The 17,745-nt window shown below is 64.0% G+C and carries 17 protein-coding genes; 7 read left to right on the top strand and 10 right to left on the bottom strand.

All coding sequences use genetic code 11. The annotated features are described in order from the left end of the window. Positions 1-89: 89 nt before the first annotated feature. Genes carB through carA form a run of 5 tightly spaced genes read right to left on the bottom strand, consistent with a single transcriptional unit; the run spans position 90 to position 5,554 of the window. Positions 90-3,428: a carbamoyl-phosphate synthase large subunit gene (carB, locus tag KM135_RS11905; RefSeq protein WP_221714238.1), complete on the bottom strand. Its 3,339-nt coding sequence runs from the start codon at positions 3,426-3,428 to the stop codon at positions 90-92. Then, positions 3,428-3,787 carry a ribonuclease E inhibitor RraB gene (locus tag KM135_RS11900; RefSeq protein ID WP_221714237.1) on the bottom strand — a complete coding sequence of 120 codons (360 nt, stop codon included), beginning with the start codon at positions 3,785-3,787 and terminating at the stop codon, positions 3,428-3,430. The genes carB and KM135_RS11900 overlap by 1 nt, the downstream gene beginning before the upstream one ends. Then, complete coding sequence (locus tag KM135_RS11895) at positions 3,784-4,152, bottom strand: ribonuclease E inhibitor RraB (RefSeq protein ID WP_221714236.1); 369 nt, start codon at positions 4,150-4,152, stop codon at positions 3,784-3,786. The genes KM135_RS11900 and KM135_RS11895 overlap by 4 nt, the downstream gene beginning before the upstream one ends. Then, positions 4,149-4,400, bottom strand: coding sequence for a hypothetical protein (locus KM135_RS11890; RefSeq protein ID WP_221714235.1), 252 nt, complete (start codon positions 4,398-4,400; stop codon positions 4,149-4,151). Before KM135_RS11890 ends, KM135_RS11895 begins: the two co-directional genes overlap by 4 nt. Beyond that, on the bottom strand, positions 4,397-5,554 hold the full coding sequence (gene carA / locus KM135_RS11885) for a glutamine-hydrolyzing carbamoyl-phosphate synthase small subunit (RefSeq protein WP_221714234.1): 1,158 nt from the start codon (positions 5,552-5,554) through the stop codon (positions 4,397-4,399). The genes KM135_RS11890 and carA overlap by 4 nt, the downstream gene beginning before the upstream one ends. A gap of 159 nt (positions 5,555-5,713) precedes the next feature. Between carA and KM135_RS11880 the strand changes: the two genes are divergently transcribed. From KM135_RS11880 to KM135_RS11865, 4 genes are all read left to right on the top strand, one after another. After that, positions 5,714-6,166, top strand: a complete 453-nt coding sequence (locus KM135_RS11880; RefSeq protein WP_221714298.1) for a GatB/YqeY domain-containing protein — start codon at positions 5,714-5,716, stop codon at positions 6,164-6,166. Between the two features lie 61 nt (positions 6,167-6,227). Next, positions 6,228-8,102, top strand: a complete 1,875-nt coding sequence (gene dnaG, locus KM135_RS11875) for a DNA primase (RefSeq protein WP_221714233.1) — start codon at positions 6,228-6,230, stop codon at positions 8,100-8,102. Between the two features lie 48 nt (positions 8,103-8,150). Then, positions 8,151-10,187: an RNA polymerase sigma factor RpoD gene (gene rpoD / locus KM135_RS11870; protein ID WP_221714232.1), complete on the top strand. Its 2,037-nt coding sequence runs from the start codon at positions 8,151-8,153 to the stop codon at positions 10,185-10,187. A 279-nt stretch (positions 10,188-10,466) separates the two neighbouring features. Continuing rightward, on the top strand, positions 10,467-11,021 hold the full coding sequence (locus KM135_RS11865) for a PEPxxWA-CTERM sorting domain-containing protein (RefSeq protein WP_221714231.1): 555 nt from the start codon (positions 10,467-10,469) through the stop codon (positions 11,019-11,021). On the opposite strand, the gene KM135_RS11860 is transcribed toward KM135_RS11865, so the two are convergent. Then, complete coding sequence (locus KM135_RS11860) at positions 11,008-11,229, bottom strand: hypothetical protein (RefSeq protein ID WP_221714230.1); 222 nt, start codon at positions 11,227-11,229, stop codon at positions 11,008-11,010. The two genes, KM135_RS11865 and KM135_RS11860, sit on opposite strands and share 14 nt — an antisense overlap. A gap of 103 nt (positions 11,230-11,332) precedes the next feature. On the opposite strand from KM135_RS11860, the gene KM135_RS11855 reads away from it, so the two are divergent. Both KM135_RS11855 and KM135_RS11850 read left to right on the top strand, forming a co-directional pair. Then, on the top strand, positions 11,333-12,013 hold the full coding sequence (locus KM135_RS11855; protein ID WP_246605999.1) for a DUF6975 family protein: 681 nt from the start codon (positions 11,333-11,335) through the stop codon (positions 12,011-12,013). A gap of 69 nt (positions 12,014-12,082) precedes the next feature. Then, on the top strand, positions 12,083-12,961 hold the full coding sequence (locus tag KM135_RS11850) for a DUF817 domain-containing protein (RefSeq protein ID WP_221714228.1): 879 nt from the start codon (positions 12,083-12,085) through the stop codon (positions 12,959-12,961). A gap of 57 nt (positions 12,962-13,018) precedes the next feature. Here KM135_RS11850 and KM135_RS19775 read toward each other — a convergent pair whose 3' ends face one another. The 4 genes from KM135_RS19775 to KM135_RS11830 form a co-directional block, all read right to left on the bottom strand. Next, entirely contained in the window at positions 13,019-13,714 is a 696-nt protein-coding gene (locus tag KM135_RS19775) for a PEPxxWA-CTERM sorting domain-containing protein (RefSeq protein WP_246605997.1), read from the bottom strand. A gap of 135 nt (positions 13,715-13,849) precedes the next feature. Beyond that, positions 13,850-14,701 (bottom strand): EamA family transporter, encoded by an 852-nt coding sequence (locus KM135_RS11840; RefSeq protein ID WP_221714227.1) that lies wholly within the window; start codon positions 14,699-14,701, stop codon positions 13,850-13,852. Next, positions 14,698-15,909 (bottom strand): exo-beta-N-acetylmuramidase NamZ family protein, encoded by a 1,212-nt coding sequence (locus KM135_RS11835; RefSeq protein ID WP_221714226.1) that lies wholly within the window; start codon positions 15,907-15,909, stop codon positions 14,698-14,700. Before KM135_RS11835 ends, KM135_RS11840 begins: the two co-directional genes overlap by 4 nt. Beyond that, positions 15,906-16,460: a DOMON-like domain-containing protein gene (locus KM135_RS11830; protein WP_221714225.1), complete on the bottom strand. Its 555-nt coding sequence runs from the start codon at positions 16,458-16,460 to the stop codon at positions 15,906-15,908. The genes KM135_RS11835 and KM135_RS11830 overlap by 4 nt, the downstream gene beginning before the upstream one ends. Before the next feature lie 47 nt (positions 16,461-16,507). Between KM135_RS11830 and tyrS the strand changes: the two genes are divergently transcribed. Beyond that, entirely contained in the window at positions 16,508-17,737 is a 1,230-nt protein-coding gene (tyrS, locus tag KM135_RS11825; protein ID WP_221714224.1) for a tyrosine--tRNA ligase, read from the top strand. Positions 17,738-17,745 lie beyond the last annotated feature (8 nt).

Here is a 17,745-nt window from a genome sequence, read left to right as displayed (position 1 = left end):
TCCATCCGTCCGGGCCTGTCCCGAAGCGCGAACTCCCTTGCCGACCGGCGGTTCCGGCCAGCGCGCAGCTGATTTCTATGTGTCGGATATCAGTCGTGCGACGCCTGATAATAGGATTGGAGAGGCTTCACTTCAAGGGGACGTGCGCGCAAGGCCTCGATCGCGTCCACCGCGGCGAGGCTCGCGGCCGCCGTGGTGAAACTCGGAACCTTGAGGCGCAGGGCGCTCGTGCGGATCGCCTGGCTGTCCTTGAGCGACTGCCAGCCTTCCGTCGTATTGAAGATGAGATCGACCCCGCCATCGGTGATCCGGTCGACGATGTGCGGCCGCCCTTCGGCGACCTTCTTCACTTCCTCGACGGCGATGCCCTGATCCTGCAGGTAGCGCGCCGTGCCGCCGGTCGCGATGATCGTGAAACCCAGCTCGCTGATCTTGCGGGCGGCAGGCAGGATCACGCCCTTGTCGCTGTCCTTCACCGAAATGAACACGGTGCCGTCCTTCGGCAGGATCGTTCCCGCACCGATCTGTGCCTTGGCAAACGCTGTCGCGAAATCGCTATCAATTCCCATGACTTCACCGGTGGACTTCATTTCGGGTGAGAGGACGGGATCGACACCCGGGAAGCGGTTGAACGGGAAGACGGCTTCCTTGACCGCGATGTGCGAGATCGCATTGCGGTCGATCTTCGGCAGATCGGCCAACTTCTCCCCCGCCATGACGCGCGAGGCAATCTTGGCGATCGGCGTGCCGATGGCCTTGGCCACGAAGGGGACGGTGCGCGAGGCGCGCGGGTTCACCTCGATGAGGTAGACCTTGCCGTCCTTCACCGCGAACTGGATGTTCATGAGGCCGCGCACGCTGAGCGCGCGGGCGAGCACTTCGGTCTGCCGCTCGATCTCGGCGATGATGTCCGCAGGCAGGCTGTAGGGCGGCAAAGAGCAGGCGCTGTCGCCCGAATGGACGCCGGCTTCCTCGATATGCTGGAGCACGCCTGCAACGACGACGTCCGTGCCGTCACACAAGGCATCCACGTCCACCTCGACGGCATCGCGCAGATACTGATCGATCAGCACCGGCGAGTCGCCGGAGACCTGCACGGCGGTGGCGATATATTCCTCGAGCTGCGCCTGACCGTCGACGATCTCCATGGCGCGGCCGCCAAGCACGTAGCTCGGCCGCATCAGCACCGGATAACCGATGCGATTGGCGACCGCGATTGCCTCGTCGCGCGAGCGCGCGATGCCGTTGGCGGGCTGGAGAAGGTCGAGCTTGGTGATCAGTGCCGCGAACCGCTCGCGGTCTTCGGCAAGGTCGATCGCATCCGGCGAGGTGCCGAGGATCGGGATGCCGGCCGTCTCAAGCGCCTGCGCGAGCTTCAGCGGCGTTTGGCCACCGAACTGGACGATGACGCCCGCAAGCTCGCCGGCCGACTGCTCGACATGCAGGATTTCCAGCACGTCCTCGGCCGTCAGCGGTTCGAAATAGAGCCGGTCCGACGTGTCATAATCGGTGCTGACCGTTTCCGGATTGCAGTTGATCATGATCGTCTCGTAGCCGGCATCTTCCAGCGCGAAACAGGCGTGGCAACAGCAATAGTCGAACTCGATGCCCTGGCCGATGCGGTTCGGCCCGCCGCCGAGGATGACGACCTTCCTGCGATCGGACGGGAACGCCTCGTTCTCCGGCTCGCCAAAGGTCGGCGCCTCATAGGTCGAGTACATATAGGGCGTCCTGGCCTCGAACTCGGCCGCGCAGGTGTCGATCCGCTTGAACACGGGCCGCACGCCGAGCTTGTGGCGCAGCGCGCGCACCTCTTCCTCGGTCACGCCGCCGGTCATGGCGACGACAGCATCGCGAACGAGGCCGGAACCGCGACGGATCGCGCTGTCCATGCCGGGGCGCAGATTGGCGGACTGCAACGCCAGCCAGGCCAGGCGCTTGTCCGAGAAGCCCATGGCCTTCAGGCGGCGCATGCCCTCGGCATCGCGCGGGAGGCCATTGTCGAGCACCTCGTTCTCGGCCGCGACGATCTCCGCAAGTCGCTCCAGGAACCAGGGGTCGAACTTCGAGACGGCGTGAATGTCAGCGACGCTGAGGCCCTCGCGCAGCGCCTGCGCGGCGATCAGCAGTCGGTCCGGCGTCGGCTGGCCGAGCGCGGCGATGATCTCGTCCCGGCTGGCGCCGACCAGATGATCGACCTGATTGAAGCCGGACAGGCCGGTTTCGAGGCCGCGCAGCGCCTTCTGCATGGATTCGTAGATGTTGCGGCCGATCGCCATGACTTCGCCGACCGACTTCATGGCCGTGCCGAGCAGCGGCTCGGCGCCCTTGAACTTCTCGAAGGCGAAGCGCGGGATCTTGGTCACGACATAATCGATGGTCGGTTCGAAGCTCGCGGGTGTGACGCCGGTTATGTCGTTCTGGATCTCGTCGAGCGTGTAACCGACGGCCAGCTTGGCCGCGACCTTGGCGATCGGGAAGCCGGTCGCCTTGGAGGCGAGCGCCGAGCTGCGCGACACGCGCGGGTTCATCTCGATGACGATCAGGCGGCCATCCTTGGGATTGACCGCGAACTGGACGTTGGAGCCGCCGGTCTCGACGCCGATCTCGCGCAGCACCGCGATGCTGGCGTTGCGCATGATCTGATATTCCTTGTCGGTCAGCGTCAGCGCCGGCGCGACCGTGATCGAATCGCCCGTGTGCACACCCATCGGGTCCACATTCTCGATGGAGCAGATGATGATGGCGTTGTCCGCGCGGTCGCGGACGACTTCCATCTCATATTCCTTCCAGCCGAGCAGCGACTCCTCGATCAGCACCTCGGTGGTCGGCGAGGCATCGAGGCCGCCGCGCACGATGTTCATGAACTCGTCGCGGTTATAGGCGATGCCGCCACCGGTGCCGCCCATGGTGAAGCTGGGCCGGATGATCGACGGCAGGCCGGTAAATTCCAGCGCTTCCATCGCCTCTTCCATCGTGTGGGCAATGCGCGAGCGGGCCGATTCCAGGCCGATCTTGTCCATGGCGTTGCGGAACTTGATCCGGTCCTCAGCCTTGTCGATCGCCTCGGCATCGGCGCCGATCATCTGCACGCCATATTTCGCCAGCGTGCCGTCGTTGAACAGCGCGAGCGCGGTGTTCAACGCGGTCTGGCCGCCCATGGTCGGCAGGATCGCGTCGGGGCGCTCTTTCTCGATGATCTTGGCGACGATCTCCGGCGTCACCGGCTCGACATAGGTCGCGTCGGCCATCTCCGGGTCAGTCATGATCGTGGCCGGATTGGAGTTCACCAGAATGATCCGGTACCCCTCCTCCTTCAGTGCCTTGCAGGCCTGCGTGCCCGAATAATCGAACTCGCACGCCTGACCGATGATGATCGGCCCCGCGCCGACGATGAGGATGGAGGAGATGTCAGTTCTTTTGGGCATTATTGGCCGATTCCGTTCTGCGCTACGCAACCCCACCCATCACATTCGACGCCAAAGGAGTCTTCTATCTGAAGGTAGGTCATGGTGAATTCGCGCATCGTTTCCAAATCAATGGGTTGAATACGCTCCAGAAATAGCCAAGGCTCTTGAGGGCCGTTCGGATCTCGCGACTGTATCACGAATCCGAAATTGGCTGCGGAAGCCTGGAGACGATCAAGAGCATCGGCCGAACCACGAAAGCTAACGTCTACCAGACGAGGAACTTCAGACCGATCGCCTTGCTCGGCAAGGCTTCTCAACACATCCAAATCCGCAGCCCAAACTTCTTCCCAGCGATCGGGATCAATTGCCGGAATCAATGCACCGCTCCCGCCTGCGCTTCGCAGCCCCAGCCGTCATATTCGACGCCGAACAGCAGCTCGATCTGGACACATTTGCGGGTGAGCGCGCGGATCGACTGCTCATCGACCGCGCTCTCGCATTCGAGGAACAGGTAGAGTTCGCCATCCTCGCCCACTTCGCGGTCCAGCTCGACGAAGCCGAACTGGCTGGCGACGTTCAGGACGCGCTCGAAATCCTCTTCCGTCCCACGGAAGCTCACGTCTACCGGCCGCGGCAGATGGGCCTTGTCGCCATTGGCGGCGAGCTGGACGAGGATATCCTTGTCCGCTTCCCATTCCGCTTCCAGCCGGGCGGGATCGACCTCGGGCAGCTTGAGGCTCATTGCGCAGGCGCCTCCAGCCGCAGGTCGGCGCGGTCCTTCACCTTGGCCAGCGCGCACTGAAACGCCTTGTTCTCGCTGACGCTGGGCAGGCCCGGCTTGCGCATCTCCATCGTCACGACATTGCCCTCATGCGCGACGAAGCGGACGACCTCATTCGCGCGGCACAGGCCGACCATGAAATCGAGCTGCCGCTGGAGCTTCGGCGTATCGATGACGGCACCGGCTGCCAGTATCGGCAGCAGGATCACTTGAGCCCCTCCACGAACCGCTTGAACAGATAGAAGCTGTCCTGCGGGCCCGGCGAGGCCTCGGGGTGATATTGCACGGCGAAGACCGGCTTGTCGGTGAAGGCGATGCCGCAGTTCGAGCCGTCGAACAGGCTGACATGCGTCTCGACGACATTGGCCGGCAAGCTCGTCGCGTCGAGCGCGAAGCCATGGTTCATGCTCGTGATCTCGACGACCCCGTCCTCCAGCCGCTTGACCGGGTGATTGGCGCCACGATGACCCTGATACATCTTGCGCGTCTTGCCGCCCGCGGCGAGGCCGAGGAGCTGATGGCCAAGGCAGATGCCGAAGATCGGCATGTTGGTGTCTATCAGCTTGCGGATCACCGGCACGGCATAGTCGGCGGTCGCGGCCGGATCGCCAGGGCCGTTCGACAGGAACACGCCCGCCGGCTTGAACGACATGATTTGATCGAAGGTCGCCGTCGCGGGCAGCACCGTCACCTTGGCGCCGGCCTTCACGAGATTGCGGAAAATGTTGTGCTTGGCGCCATAGTCGATCGCCACGACATGAGGCCTGTCCCCCTCCCCGTCTGCTTCATAACCGAAGCCGAGCTTCCAGGGGCCGCCGGACCAGTCGCGCTGCTCACCGGTCACTTCGATGGCGAGGTCCATGCCTTCGAGGCCCGGCCAGGCCTTCGCCTTCTCGTGCAAAGCTTTCAGGTCGAACGCGCCATTGGGATCATGCGCGATCACCGCATTGGGCGCGCCGGCCATGCGGATGCGGCGCGTGAGCGCGCGCGTGTCGACGCCGGACAGGCCGATGCGGCCGCGCGCCTTCAGCCACTGGTCGAATGGCTGGACATTGCGGAAGTTGGAGGGCGCGGTGACGTCCTCGCGCACGATGCAGCCGAGCGCCCAGGGAGTGTCCGCCTCCAGATCGTCCGGATTGGTGCCGACATTGCCGATATGGGGAAAAGTGAACGTGATGATCTGGCCCGCAAAGCTCGGGTCGGTCATGATTTCCTGATAGCCGGTCATCGCGGTGTGGAAGCAGAGCTCGCCCACTTCCGCACCGATCGCGCCGAAGCCGCGGCCGAAGATGACGGTACCGTCGGCCAATACCAATACCCCCGTCGCTCCATTGGGCACGGTCGGGTATTTGGCGTTCGCCATGGCAGATACGATCCTTCTTTTTCGCTTTTTGGCCGGCGCCGCCGCGCAGGCTAAACGGCCGGGTCACTAGGATTTCGAACCAGCACGGTCAATCTATTAAAATTTCCGAATAGGCCCTATATCCGTTCCTTTCCCGCATGGTGACTCGGAGACGGCGTGATGATTCGCGATGGCATAAAGGCTGCCCAGATAGAGGCGATGAAAAGCGGCGATAAAGGCCGGCTTGCGGCCGTTCGCCTGATCCTCGCGAAGATCAAGGACCGCGATATAGAGCTGCGCACGGCGAGCCAGATTCCGGAGGACGACGCGCTCGTCGTCGAGGTGCTGCAGAAGATGGTGAAGCAGCGCCGCGAGTCGATCTCGATGTACGAGGCCGGCGGCCGCGCCGAACTGGCCGCGCAGGAGCAGGCCGAGGTCGACGTGATCGAGAGCTTCCTGCCGAAGCAGTTGAGCGAGGACGAGACGCGCGCGGCGATCGAGGCAATCAAGGCGGAGCTTGGCGCCGGCTCGGTCAAGGACATGGGCCGCGTGATGGCGACGCTCAAGGAGCGGCACGGCACCGTGCTCGACATGAGCAAGGCGAGCGGGCTGGTGAAGGCGGCTTTGGGGTGAATCGCCGTTCCCTCCTCAGGGAACTTTCCTTCTCCTCCGCCGTCAGCCGGAGTGTTTTCGAGTGACACTCACCCCCCAATGGCTCGATGAGCTGCGCGCCCGGACGGTGCTTTCCGCCCTGATCGGCAACACGACGCGCATCCAGAAGGCCGGGCGCGAGTACAAGGCCTGCTGCCCCTTCCACAACGAGAAGACGCCGAGCTTCACGATCAACGACGAGAAGGGCTTCTATCACTGCTTCGGTTGCGGCGCGCATGGCGATGCGATCCGCTGGATGACCGACCAGCGCGGCCTGCCGTTCATGGATGCGATCAAGGAGCTGGCGGCAGCGGCGGGTATGGACGTGCCCGCGCCCGATCCGCGCGCGGCCAAGCGGGCCGAGAAGGCGCAATCCCTGCACGACGTGACAAACGCGTCGCAGGACTGGTTCGTGGCGCAGTTGGACGGGATCGAGGGCAGGGAGGCTCGCGCTTATCTCTCAAAGCGCGGGCTTACCGACCAGACGCGCCGCGCCTTCGGCCTCGGCTTCGCGCCGGACAGCCGCAGTAAGCTCAAGGACGCGCTGAAGAGCTTCCCGGAAGAGATGCTGGTGGAGACCGGCATGCTCATCAAGCCGGAGGAAGAGGCCGGCAAGCCGGCGCGAGAGAGCTACGATCGCTTCCGTGGGCGCCTGATGATCCCGATCAGAGACCAGCGCGGGCGGGTCATCGCTTTCGGCGGACGCATTCTCGGCCAGGGCGAGCCCAAATATCTGAACTCGCCGGAGACCCCGCTCTTCGACAAGGGGCGCACGCTCTACAATCTCGACAAGGCGGCCCCGGCCGCGCGCAAGTCCGGCCGCATCGTCGTCGTCGAGGGCTATATGGACGTCATCGCGATCGCCCAGGCCGGGATTGCGGAAGCGGTCGCGCCACTCGGCACGGCGCTCACTGAAGCGCAGATCGAGCGGCTCTGGTCGATGGTCGAGACGCCGGTGCTCTGCTTCGATGGCGACAGTGCCGGTCAGCGCGCCGCCCTGCGTGCCGCGCATCGCGCCCTCCCCCTCTTGAAGCCCGGCCACAGCCTCGCCTTCGCGACGCTTCCCACCGGGCAGGACCCAGACGATCTCATCCGCGCCTCGGGCGTCAGGGCATTCGAGGCGGTGCTGGAAGGCGCCATTCCGCTGGTCGAGCTCATCTGGCGCAGCGAGGAAGCTGCCCTGCCGCTCGATACGCCCGAACAGCGCGCCGGCCTAAGGCAACGGCTCGACGATTTGTGCAAGACCATCGCGGATGGCGAAATCCGCTATCACTACAGCCAGCATCTGCGGGAACTGTTCAGCGCACGCTTTGCAAGGCCAGCCCGGCCGAGCGGCTTTGCCCCCGCCCAGCGACGGTCCGGCGGATCGGTCAAGAATGGCCGCTGGATGCCGCCTCCTCCACCGCCGACGGCGGACGCCCAAGCCATCCGCGAGACCGGTGGTGACCTGCTGCTGCTGCGGGCCGTACTCGCCGGCCTCCTGCGCTTTCCGACCGAGATCATGGTCCATCGCGAGGCGCTCGCCAGCCTCATGCCGGGCGACGACCGACTCGCCGATTTCCTGGACGCGCTGCTTGAAGCGAGCGACCACGAAGAAACGGTTGAAACAGAGCGCCTCCTTACCATATTGGGCGAGCGTGACTTGTATAATATGGCGAAGGGGTTGCTCCGAGCCGATGCGCTGCATTTCACTTTCACCCGGGACGAGGCCGACAAGCGCCGCGCACAGCGCGACTTGGCCGAGGCAATTGCGGTGATCGTGGCGATACCGCGGATCGATTCGGAGCTGGCGGCAGTCACGAGGGCGATGGCGGAGAATCTGGACGAAGCCGGTTTTGCCCGGCAGCAGTCCCTGCGCCAGCTCAAGGCGGATCTGGCGGCTCGCGTCGCGGAACTGGCCCAACCCCTGGATGAATGAACAATCGGCCTTGCGTGTGGGACGCATTGGCCCGGAGTAAGGCGACGCATGGCGAGCAAGATCAATCAAACCGAGACCGGGACGGACGAAGGCGGCGATGCGCCCCTGCTCGACCTCAACGAAGCCTCGATCAAGAAGCTTATCGCCCGCGCGAAGAAGCGCGGCTATATCACGGTCGATGAGCTGAACAGCGCTCTCCCCGAAGACCAGATGTCCACCGACCAGATCGAGGACGTCATGGCGGCGCTCAACGAGATGGGCGTCAACATCGTCGAGAATGACGAGCAGGGCGAAGAAGGTGAAGCCGAACAGGAAGCCGAGGTCGATTCCGTCGATAGCAACGACGAAGGCGACGACGGCAATGTCGGCGAGAAGAAGAAGGAAACGGTCGACCGCACGGACGACCCGGTCCGCATGTATCTGCGCGAGATGGGCGCCGTCGAGCTGCTCAGCCGCGAGGGCGAGATCGCCATCGCCAAGCGCATCGAGGCCGGCCGCGACACGATGATCCTGGGTCTGTGCGAAAGCCCGACCACCTTCAACGCCATCATCGAATGGTCGAACGCGCTCAACAATGGCGAGATGCAACTGCGCGAGATTCTCGATCTCGATGCCATGCTCTCAAAGGATCCCGCGCCGGAATCGCTGTCGGAAGATGGCGAAGGCGAGGACGACGGCGAGATCAGCGAGAAGACCGCCGGCCCTTCGTTCAAGGACGAGGACGAGGTGAAGGATGAACCCGAGGCCGACGAGGACGATGAGGACTCGATGGTCGAGCGTCGCACGCCGCGCCAGGAAGAGGAAGACGAGGAAGACAACACGCTTTCGCTCGCCGCGATGGAAGAACTGCTCAAGCCCGCAGCGCTGGAGAAGTTCGCCAATATCACGCAGCTTTACAGCGCGTTCGGCAAGATCCAGCAGGCCCGTCTGGTCGCGCTCGGCAATGGCGTGGAGTTTCCCGCCAAGGACGAGATCAGCTATCAGAAGCTGCGCGAAGACCTGACGGCGGAAGTGGAAAGCGTCCAGTTCCACCAGCAGAAGATCGAATATCTCGTCGATCAGCTCTATGCGTTCAACCGTCGTTTGACGACGCTGGGTGGCCAAATGCTGCGCTTGGCCGAGCGCCACAAGGTGCCGCGCAAGGACTTTCTCGATCATTATGTCGGCAGCGAGCTGGACGACGGCTGGATGGAGAAGGTCGCGAAGCTCGACAAGAAATGGGCGGCCTTCGCTGATAACGAGGGCGATGCCGTCGAGCGCATCCGTTCGGAAGTCGCCGAGATCGCTCAGGCGACGGGTACGTCGCTGCCCGAGTTCCGCCGCATCGTGAACATGGTGCAGAAGGGCGAGCGCGAGGCGCGCATCGCGAAGAAGGAGATGGTGGAAGCCAATCTCCGCCTCGTGATCTCGATCGCCAAGAAGTACACGAACCGCGGCCTGCAGTTCCTGGACCTCATCCAGGAAGGCAATATCGGCCTCATGAAGGCGGTCGACAAGTTCGAGTATCGCCGCGGCTACAAGTTCTCGACCTACGCGACCTGGTGGATTCGTCAGGCGATCACGCGCTCGATCGCGGATCAGGCCCGCACGATCCGCATCCCGGTCCACATGATCGAGACGATCAACAAGCTGGTGCGCACCAGTCGCCAGTTCCTCCACGAGCAGGGCCGCGAGCCCACGCCCGAGGAAATGGCCGAGCGGCTCTCGATGCCGCTGGAGAAGGTGCGCAAGGTGATGAAGATCGCCAAGGAGCCGATCTCCCTCGAAACGCCGATCGGCGACGAGGAAGACAGCCACCTTGGTGATTTCATCGAGGACAAGAACGCGATCATCCCGGTGGATGCGGCCATCCAGGCCAATCTCAAGGAGACGGTCACGCGCGTTCTGGCGTCGCTCACCCCGCGCGAGGAGCGCGTGCTGCGCATGCGCTTCGGCATCGGCATGAACACCGATCATACACTCGAAGAAGTCGGTCAGCAGTTCAGCGTGACCCGCGAGCGCATTCGCCAGATCGAGGCGAAGGCGCTGCGCAAGCTCAAGCATCCGAGCCGCTCGCGCAAGATGCGTTCCTTCCTCGACCAGTGAATGGCACGGCCCCGTCGGGGGCCTGTCATCGACCTGCATGAAGAGGCCGGGCGGAAACGCCCGGCCTCTTCGCATGTGCGCAATGCAGCTGCTTCGACCTTCTCCGGCCCCGGAAGTGGAAGAACACTGCCGTTGACGCTACGATTTCGTGGAACGCAATCGCCCTCCCCCTCATCAAACCTTGCATTCGACTATGGTTAACGCCTGAGTTACGCTGCACTGCAGAAATATAATGAGAGGATATTCCTTCCTGTGGATGGATGAAGTGGGAGTATCGATATGTTCATGCGTAAAATTCCGCTGCTTTGTGCAACTGCGATCAGTCTCGTTGCAGCGTCGCAGGCACAAGCCACTGCCCTGATTCAGGGAACGATTTTCTGGGGCGCCCTGACCCCCACGACGCCCTACAGCCTGGCGGGAAGCCAGTCGCAATTCTCGTTCGAGGTGCCCAATCCGCTCGACGCCAACCCGACGACGAGCATCTTCAGCTTCAGCTATTCGCTGGCGGGCTCGCCCGTGCTGACGCCGCCGGTCGCGATCGTGTTCTATCCGGCGATCAATGCCGGCCTGTTCGACATCGTCTTCCCGGATTTCGCCGTATCGCTTTACGGCGCCGACTTCCTGACGGGCGGCTTCCCGTCTCCCGGCTTCTACACGCTCGAAGCGGCGATCGACGGCGCGGCGCCGGTCGGCGTCGGCGGCCTGGCCCTGTCGTTTGTCTCCTCGCCGGGCGTACCGGAACCTGCGAGCTGGGCGCTCATGGTCGGCGGCTTCGGCCTGCTGGGCGGCGCGCTCCGCTCGGCCAAGCGCAGCACGCGCGTTACTTACGCATAAGCAAAACAAGGAAGCGACCTGCGCCTTCCTCTTGATCGTCCGTTGCCTCGGCGAGGCAACGGGCTTTCGCTCCCTTCTCGGCATCGCCAGCCCTGCAGAACCGCACGGCGAGCCGTGCCGATTTGCCGATGGGCCGCGACCGCCGCGCAAAAGCGCGTAAATCACCGAAATCTGTGCCAAATTCGATCAAATCGTGATAGAAAATCACCGGGGCATGGGGCTCAATGTCAAGAGCTTCTTAACTCCCTGCGCTCTAATTTCGGTGCGGGGACGACGCTAATCCGGTAACGGATGGCGCGATGAGGTTTGCAATGGACAAGCTCCCCCGGTCGTCAATCAATCCCAGTCTTGCTGCGCTTATCGCGGCCATTGTCGATCAGGACGGGTCTGCGTCTCATAGCTATTGCCGGCCGGCAATCAGCGGCGATCGCCAGGCGTTCGTGCGCGACCTCGTCGATTTCGCCGATTTCGTCCACCTCGTGACTCTGCTTCATGGCCAGGTGCCAGGACTCGTCGATCATGCCGCCGCCCGCACCGTCGAGGTCGCGGCGCGCGGCTGGCTGCTCAAGGCCATCGAGGCGTTCGGCGCCGAGCGGCAATATCTCAACAAGCTGAGCGTCGCGGTCGGCCCGCTGCCGAGCACGATCGGCCACAACGAGACCACCACGGTAATCGCCCAGCAACGCCATGCGATCGAGATGCTGGCCCAGTCCGACCGGCGCGGCACCGCTCTCGGCACAGCCGTCACGCTCGTGCTGGAATGGCATGCCATTCGCGCGATCCTGGATGCCGGGGCGATCCGCCTAGGCATCGAGCCGCCGGCCTGCACCGTGCCCACCCGCGCGGAAACGCTTGCCCTCCTCGCCGACCTCCCTGAGCCGGAACGCCTCTCGCGCGCGATCCAGTTCGGTGCGACGCAGCTTCTGGGCCAGCATCGCGGCATGTGGGACCTGCTGAAGGCTCGCGCCGCCGTCCGCCAGACGCAACATTGAGAAGACTGCCGGGCAGCGCTGTGCGCTGCCCTTGTCCCGCTCCGCTCGAGCCGATAGCTGTGCCTCGGCATGTCGGAGATCGAAGAGCGCGCCGCGCCAGAGCTGAAGGCCATAAACGGCGCGACTCGCTTCGCTCGAATCCGCGCCCGTCTCGAAGCGGCCCAGCCGACGCGTGGTCCCGCCGCCTGGCTCTACGAATTCCTGCTGTTCGGCTTTAAACAGGGCTGGGCCTGCCTTTTCGGAGCGCTCATGCTTGCCCTGCTGCTCGGCACGCATTTCTTCTACCCCAAGGATGCCCTGCTTGCCCGCTATGACTTTCTGACGCTCGGCGCGCTCGCCATTCAAGGCGGCATGCTGCTGTTCCGGCTGGAGAGCTGGCGCGAGGCGAAAGTGATCGCGATCTTCCATGTCGTCGGCACCGTCATGGAGCTGTTCAAGACCAATGTCGGGTCCTGGCAATATCCCGAGGCTGGCGTGCTTCACATCGGCGCCGTGCCGCTCTTCTCCGGCTTCATGTACGCCGCCGTCGGCAGTTACATCGCCCGTGTCTGGCGCATCTTCGATTTTCGTTACACATATTATCCGCCGCGCTGGGCGACCGTCCTGCTCGCTATCGCCATCTACGTGAATTTCTTCGCGCATCACTGGCTGCCCGATATCCGGATCGCCCTGTTCGCCGTAACCATCGCGCTCTTCTGGCGCACCTTCGTCTGGTTCCGTCCGTTTCGCGCGCATCGGCCGATGCCGCTGCTCGTCGGCTGGCTGCTCGTGGCGCTGTTCATCTGGTTCGCGGAAAATATCGGCACGTTCGCACGCGCCTGGACCTATCCCAACCAGAAGGACGGCTGGGAAATGGTCTCCATCGCCAAGCTCGGCTCCTGGTATCTGCTGATGATCATCAGCTTCGTGCTGGTCTCGCTGCTGCACAAGCCGGAGGAAAAGGCCTGAAGTGGGAAGAGCGGCCGAAACGACCGCCCTTCCCGTTCCTACCCGGCAGGAACCTCGTCAGGCGAAACGGATCGCCATCTTGCGCCGCCGCATCGCAATGCCGACAACCCCCAGCCCCGCGATCATCATCGCCCAGCTCGCCGGCTCCGGCACTGCGCCACCGACCACGCGGCCATCGAACGTCACTTCGCTCACGAAGGTCCATACGAAGCTGCTGTCCTGAAAGAACTGGATCGTGTGCGAACTCCCGAGCAGGTTCAGGCCACCGATGGTCACGGTGCCGATCGTGCCGACGGCAGGCGCCGTGAACGCTTGCACGACGCCATCGATCAGGATCGACGAGGGCGCACCGACGCCGCCGGCGTGCGAATTGTCCATGTGGATGCTGATACTGCTGACGGCCACGACAGTGCCGAAATTGAACGTGATCAGCGGGTTCGAAACGCCGACATCGCCGCGCCAGCCGACATAGGGGCCGGTGCCTGCAACGTTCTCGAGATTGAACCAGAAATCGCCCGCGACAACCCCGTCGGTCAGGTCGCCCGTGCCGCCGCTGAGAGACGCACCGTCCACATTGGTCGTGCCCGCGCCACTGTAGTTCAGGTCCCAATAGTTGAAGCTGCCGCTGTGCGCCTGGCCATCGCCATTCGGCATGTCATAACTGGAAACAAGCAGCGTCACCGCCTGCGACGGGGCGGAGCAGATGGCGGCGCACGCAGCGCCAATCAACAGAGGTTTTCCGTAGCTGGTCATGACGACATCCTCCCACTCGAGCGTCTCCGCAACATGTGTCGCGACCCGCGAGCTGTTCCACGCCGTCCCATTGGCGCCGGAGTCCCGTCTATGCGTGGACTTTTGCCATGTTTTCGGGCGCAAAGGTAGCCGGGACTATGCGCTCTCGCGGCTGGACCAGACCGTGCCGGCGCTGCCCCCCATCACGAGCAGCACGCCCGCAATCTGGAGCGGGCTGAGCCGCTCGCCGAGAAAGGCGAAACCGGACAGCATCGCAAAGGCCGGTTCGAGGCTCATCAGCACGGCGAAGGTGCGCGCCGGCACCTTGGGCATCGCATAGAGCTCGAGCGAAAACGGGATTGCCGCCGAGAGCAAGGCAACCACCAGCGCCCAGGGCAGCAAGGCGGGCGCGAACATGGCTGTTCCCGTGGTGGCGAGGCCGATCGGAAAGACCAGCAGCGCGGCAACCGTCACCGAGACGGCGGCTGTGCCGTGGCCGAAAGCCGTACCCGCCGCGCGGCCGCACAGGATGTAGCCGGCCCAGCCCGCCGCCGCGATCACGGCATAGAGCAGCCCGAGCAGCGAAATCGGCTTGTCGCCCTCGCCCATGTCGACGAGGCACCAGATGCCGATGGCCGCCAGCGCCACCCACAGATAATCGCTGCGCCGGCTGGACGAAAAGACCGCCACCAGCAACGGCCCCATGATCTGGATCGAGAGCGCGACGCCGAGCGGCAGATGATCGATCGCGAGGTAGAAGAACAGCAAGGTCGCCGCCATCGAGGCACCGAGACCAAGCAAGGCAAGCAGTGGCGGATTGGCAGGCCAGCTTCGCCACGGCCGCACGATGACGAGCAGGATCGCCGCGCCCAGCAGCAGGCGCACGGTCGCCGCGCCGATCGCGCCGATCGCCGGGTAGAGCTGCTTCGCGGCTGCCGCGCCGACCTGAAAGCAGGCCATCGCGGCCATGATCGCAAGCAGCGGGATCAATACGGAGCGGCGCGTCATCCGTAAATGAGATGTGCCCTGCGCTCATCCGCCCAGGCCGCTTCGTCGGGCATCGTGATGACGTCGAGATCATGCGGCGTGGCGCCCGGATCGTCGACCCATAAGCGCAGCAGGGACGAGCCGTTGATCACGTCGATGGCAAGCACATCATCGGTATATTCGTACTTGAAGTCCTTGCCGCGCCAGATCGGATAGTCCGGATAGAGCGCGCGGATCGCCTTGAAGGCGAGCGACTGGAGCCGCCATGGCTTGAACGCCTCATGATCATAGGCCGCACCCTCGGCATGGATGTGAATGCCGGAGCAGAGCGTTTTCACATGCTTGTGGAATGTCGGCTCGAACCAGCAGTCGCGCAGCACGCAACCCTGCAGCCAGTGCGGCGCGAGTTGGCGCATCTCGGCGATCACGGCGCGTGCATCGATATCGGGCGCGCCGAACAGTTCTAGCGGCCGCGTCGTCCCCCGACCCTCGGACAAGGTCGCCCCCTCGACCATCACCGTGCCGGCATAGCAGCGCGCCATATTGAGATTGGCGGCATTCGGACTCGGATTGACCCAGATGCGCTCGGCCGGCCAGCCGAAGCCCGGCCCGGCTGCAGGCTCATAGCCTTCCATGGTGATAACGCGATAATCGACGTCGAGCTGGAAGTGATCGATGAACCAGTGCCCCAGCTCGCCCATCGTCAGCCCGTGCCGCATCGGTATCGGCCCGGCGCCCACGAAGCTCTCCCAGCCTTCGCGCAAGGTCAGCCCCTCGATCGGCCGACCGGCTGGATTGGGCCGGTCCAGCACCCAGACGGTCTTGCCATGCGTCGCCGCGGCTTCCAGCATGTAGAGCAACGTCGTCACGAAGGTGTAGATGCGGCAACCGAGATCCTGAAGATCGACAAGGAAGACGTCCGCTGCCGTCATCATCTGCCCGGTCGGGCGGCGCACTTCGCCATAGAGGCTGAACACCGGCACGCCGTAGGTCGGGTCGATGAAGTCCGGCGACTCCATCATATTGTCCTGCAGATCGCCGCGCACGCCATGCTGCGGGCCATAGACGGCCGAGACATTGATCCCGCTCGCGACCAGAGCGTCGAGCCCATGCACCAACGTCTCCGTGACCGACGCAGGATGCGCCAGATAGCCGACGCGACGCCCCTCGAGGGCCTTGCGCAGGTCGGGATCGGTGACGAGGCGGTCGAGGCCGGTCTTGAAGGTCATGCCCCGTTCAGTGGCGGAAGCGACAGCGCGAAGCAATCGCGATGATGAAAGTCCGGCTTGCCCGGCGGATGCGCCAGCGCCCAATAGCTTTTCGCACCCGACTTCTCCTCGATCACCGCGGAGAGACCGAGATGGCCGCTATAGTCCCACGGCAGGCTGTCCTCGGGGAAACGGGCCGTCAGCGTCATGCGCTCGCGGCCTCCCACGAGGTCGATTTCGGGCGCAGGCAGCGGGATCGGCGTCATGCCGGTGCGATAATGATCGAAATGATAGGCCGCAAAGGCACCGGATGGTGACAGGTTGAGTTCGGCATAGCTGTCCCCTGCCCGGCCGATGAACAGTTCGAAGCAGGTCGTGCGCCAAAGCTCGTCGGTATGGACGCGCGGCGCCTGCACGGGAACGACCAGATCGCCGGGTTTTCCCATCAGCGCGAACTGCACCTCCCAGCTCATATCGTCCGCTTGCGAGATCTGCGCGCCGAGCGCGGCGATGGCGGGGCACGGGGTCGTTGGATGGCTCTGCAGCACGCAGGTGGCCAAAACTCTACTCATGGTCTGTTTCCCATGCTAAGCGCCCTCCGCTTTTCGAAGAGACGATCATGGCCAACTACAAGTCCGACCTGCTGAACCTGCTCGATGAGCGGGGCTATATACACCAGATTACCGACGCAAGCGCGCTCGATGCGCTCGCGTCGAAGCAGATCGTGCCTGGCTATATCGGCTTCGATCCGACGGCGCCCTCGTTGCATGTCGGCTCGATGGTGCAGATCATGCTGCTGCGCCGGCTCCAGCAGACCGGCCACAAGCCGATCGTGCTGATGGGCGGCGGCACCGGCAAGGTCGGCGACCCGAGCTTCAAGGACGAAGCCCGCAAGCTGATGACCGTCGAGACGATCAACGGCAACATCGCCTCGATCAAGCGCGTGTTCGAGAATTTCCTGACCTTCGGCGACGGACCGAGCGACGCTGTCATGCTCGACAATGCCGAGTGGCTGGACGCGCTCGAATATCTCCCGTTCTTGCGCGATTATGGCCAGCATTTCTCGGTCAACCGGATGCTGAGCTTCGACTCGGTCAAGCTGCGGCTGGAGCGCGAGCAGTCGCTCTCGTTCCTCGAGTTCAATTACATGATCCTCCAGGCTTATGACTTTCTGGAGCTGTCGCGCCGCGAGGGCTGCCGTCTGCAAATGGGCGGATCGGATCAGTGGGGCAATATCGTCAATGGCATCGAGCTCTCGCGCCGGGTGGACGGGACCGAGGTGTTCGGCGTCACCACGCCGCTCATCACCACGGCCGACGGCGGCAAGATGGGCAAGACCATGTCCGGCGCGGTCTGGCTGAACGAGGCACAGCTCTCGCACTTCGACTACTGGCAGTTCTGGCGGAATACGGACGACCGCGATGTCGGCCGCTTCATGCGCCTGTTCACCGATCTGCCGCTCGACGAGATCGCCCGGCTCGAAGCGCTGCAAGGCGCCGAGATCAACGAGGCCAAGAAGGTCCTCGCCAATGAGGCGACCGCGCTCTGCCGTGGGCGCGCCGCTGCCGATGCCGCTGCCGAGACCGCGCGCAAGACATTCGAGGAAGGCGCAGCCGCCTCGGCCGATTTGCCGACCGTGGCCGTCTCTGGCGGGAGCATCGGCATCGTCGCGGCGCTGACCCAGGCCGGCCTTGCTCCGTCGAACGGCGAAGCGCGCCGCAAGATCGCCGAGGGTGCCGTGCGCATCAACGACGAGCCGGTCCGCGACGAAAAGCATGAAGTGACGGTGGGTGATACGCCGGTCAAGCTCAGCCTCGGCAAGAAGCGGCACGCGCTGCTGACGCGCTGAACGCAACA

The organism is Sphingobium xanthum (genome assembly GCF_019737615.1).
In the GTDB taxonomy this organism is placed as follows: domain Bacteria; phylum Pseudomonadota; class Alphaproteobacteria; order Sphingomonadales; family Sphingomonadaceae; genus Sphingobium; species Sphingobium xanthum.
This window is presented reverse-complemented; position numbering and strand designations above follow the sequence as displayed.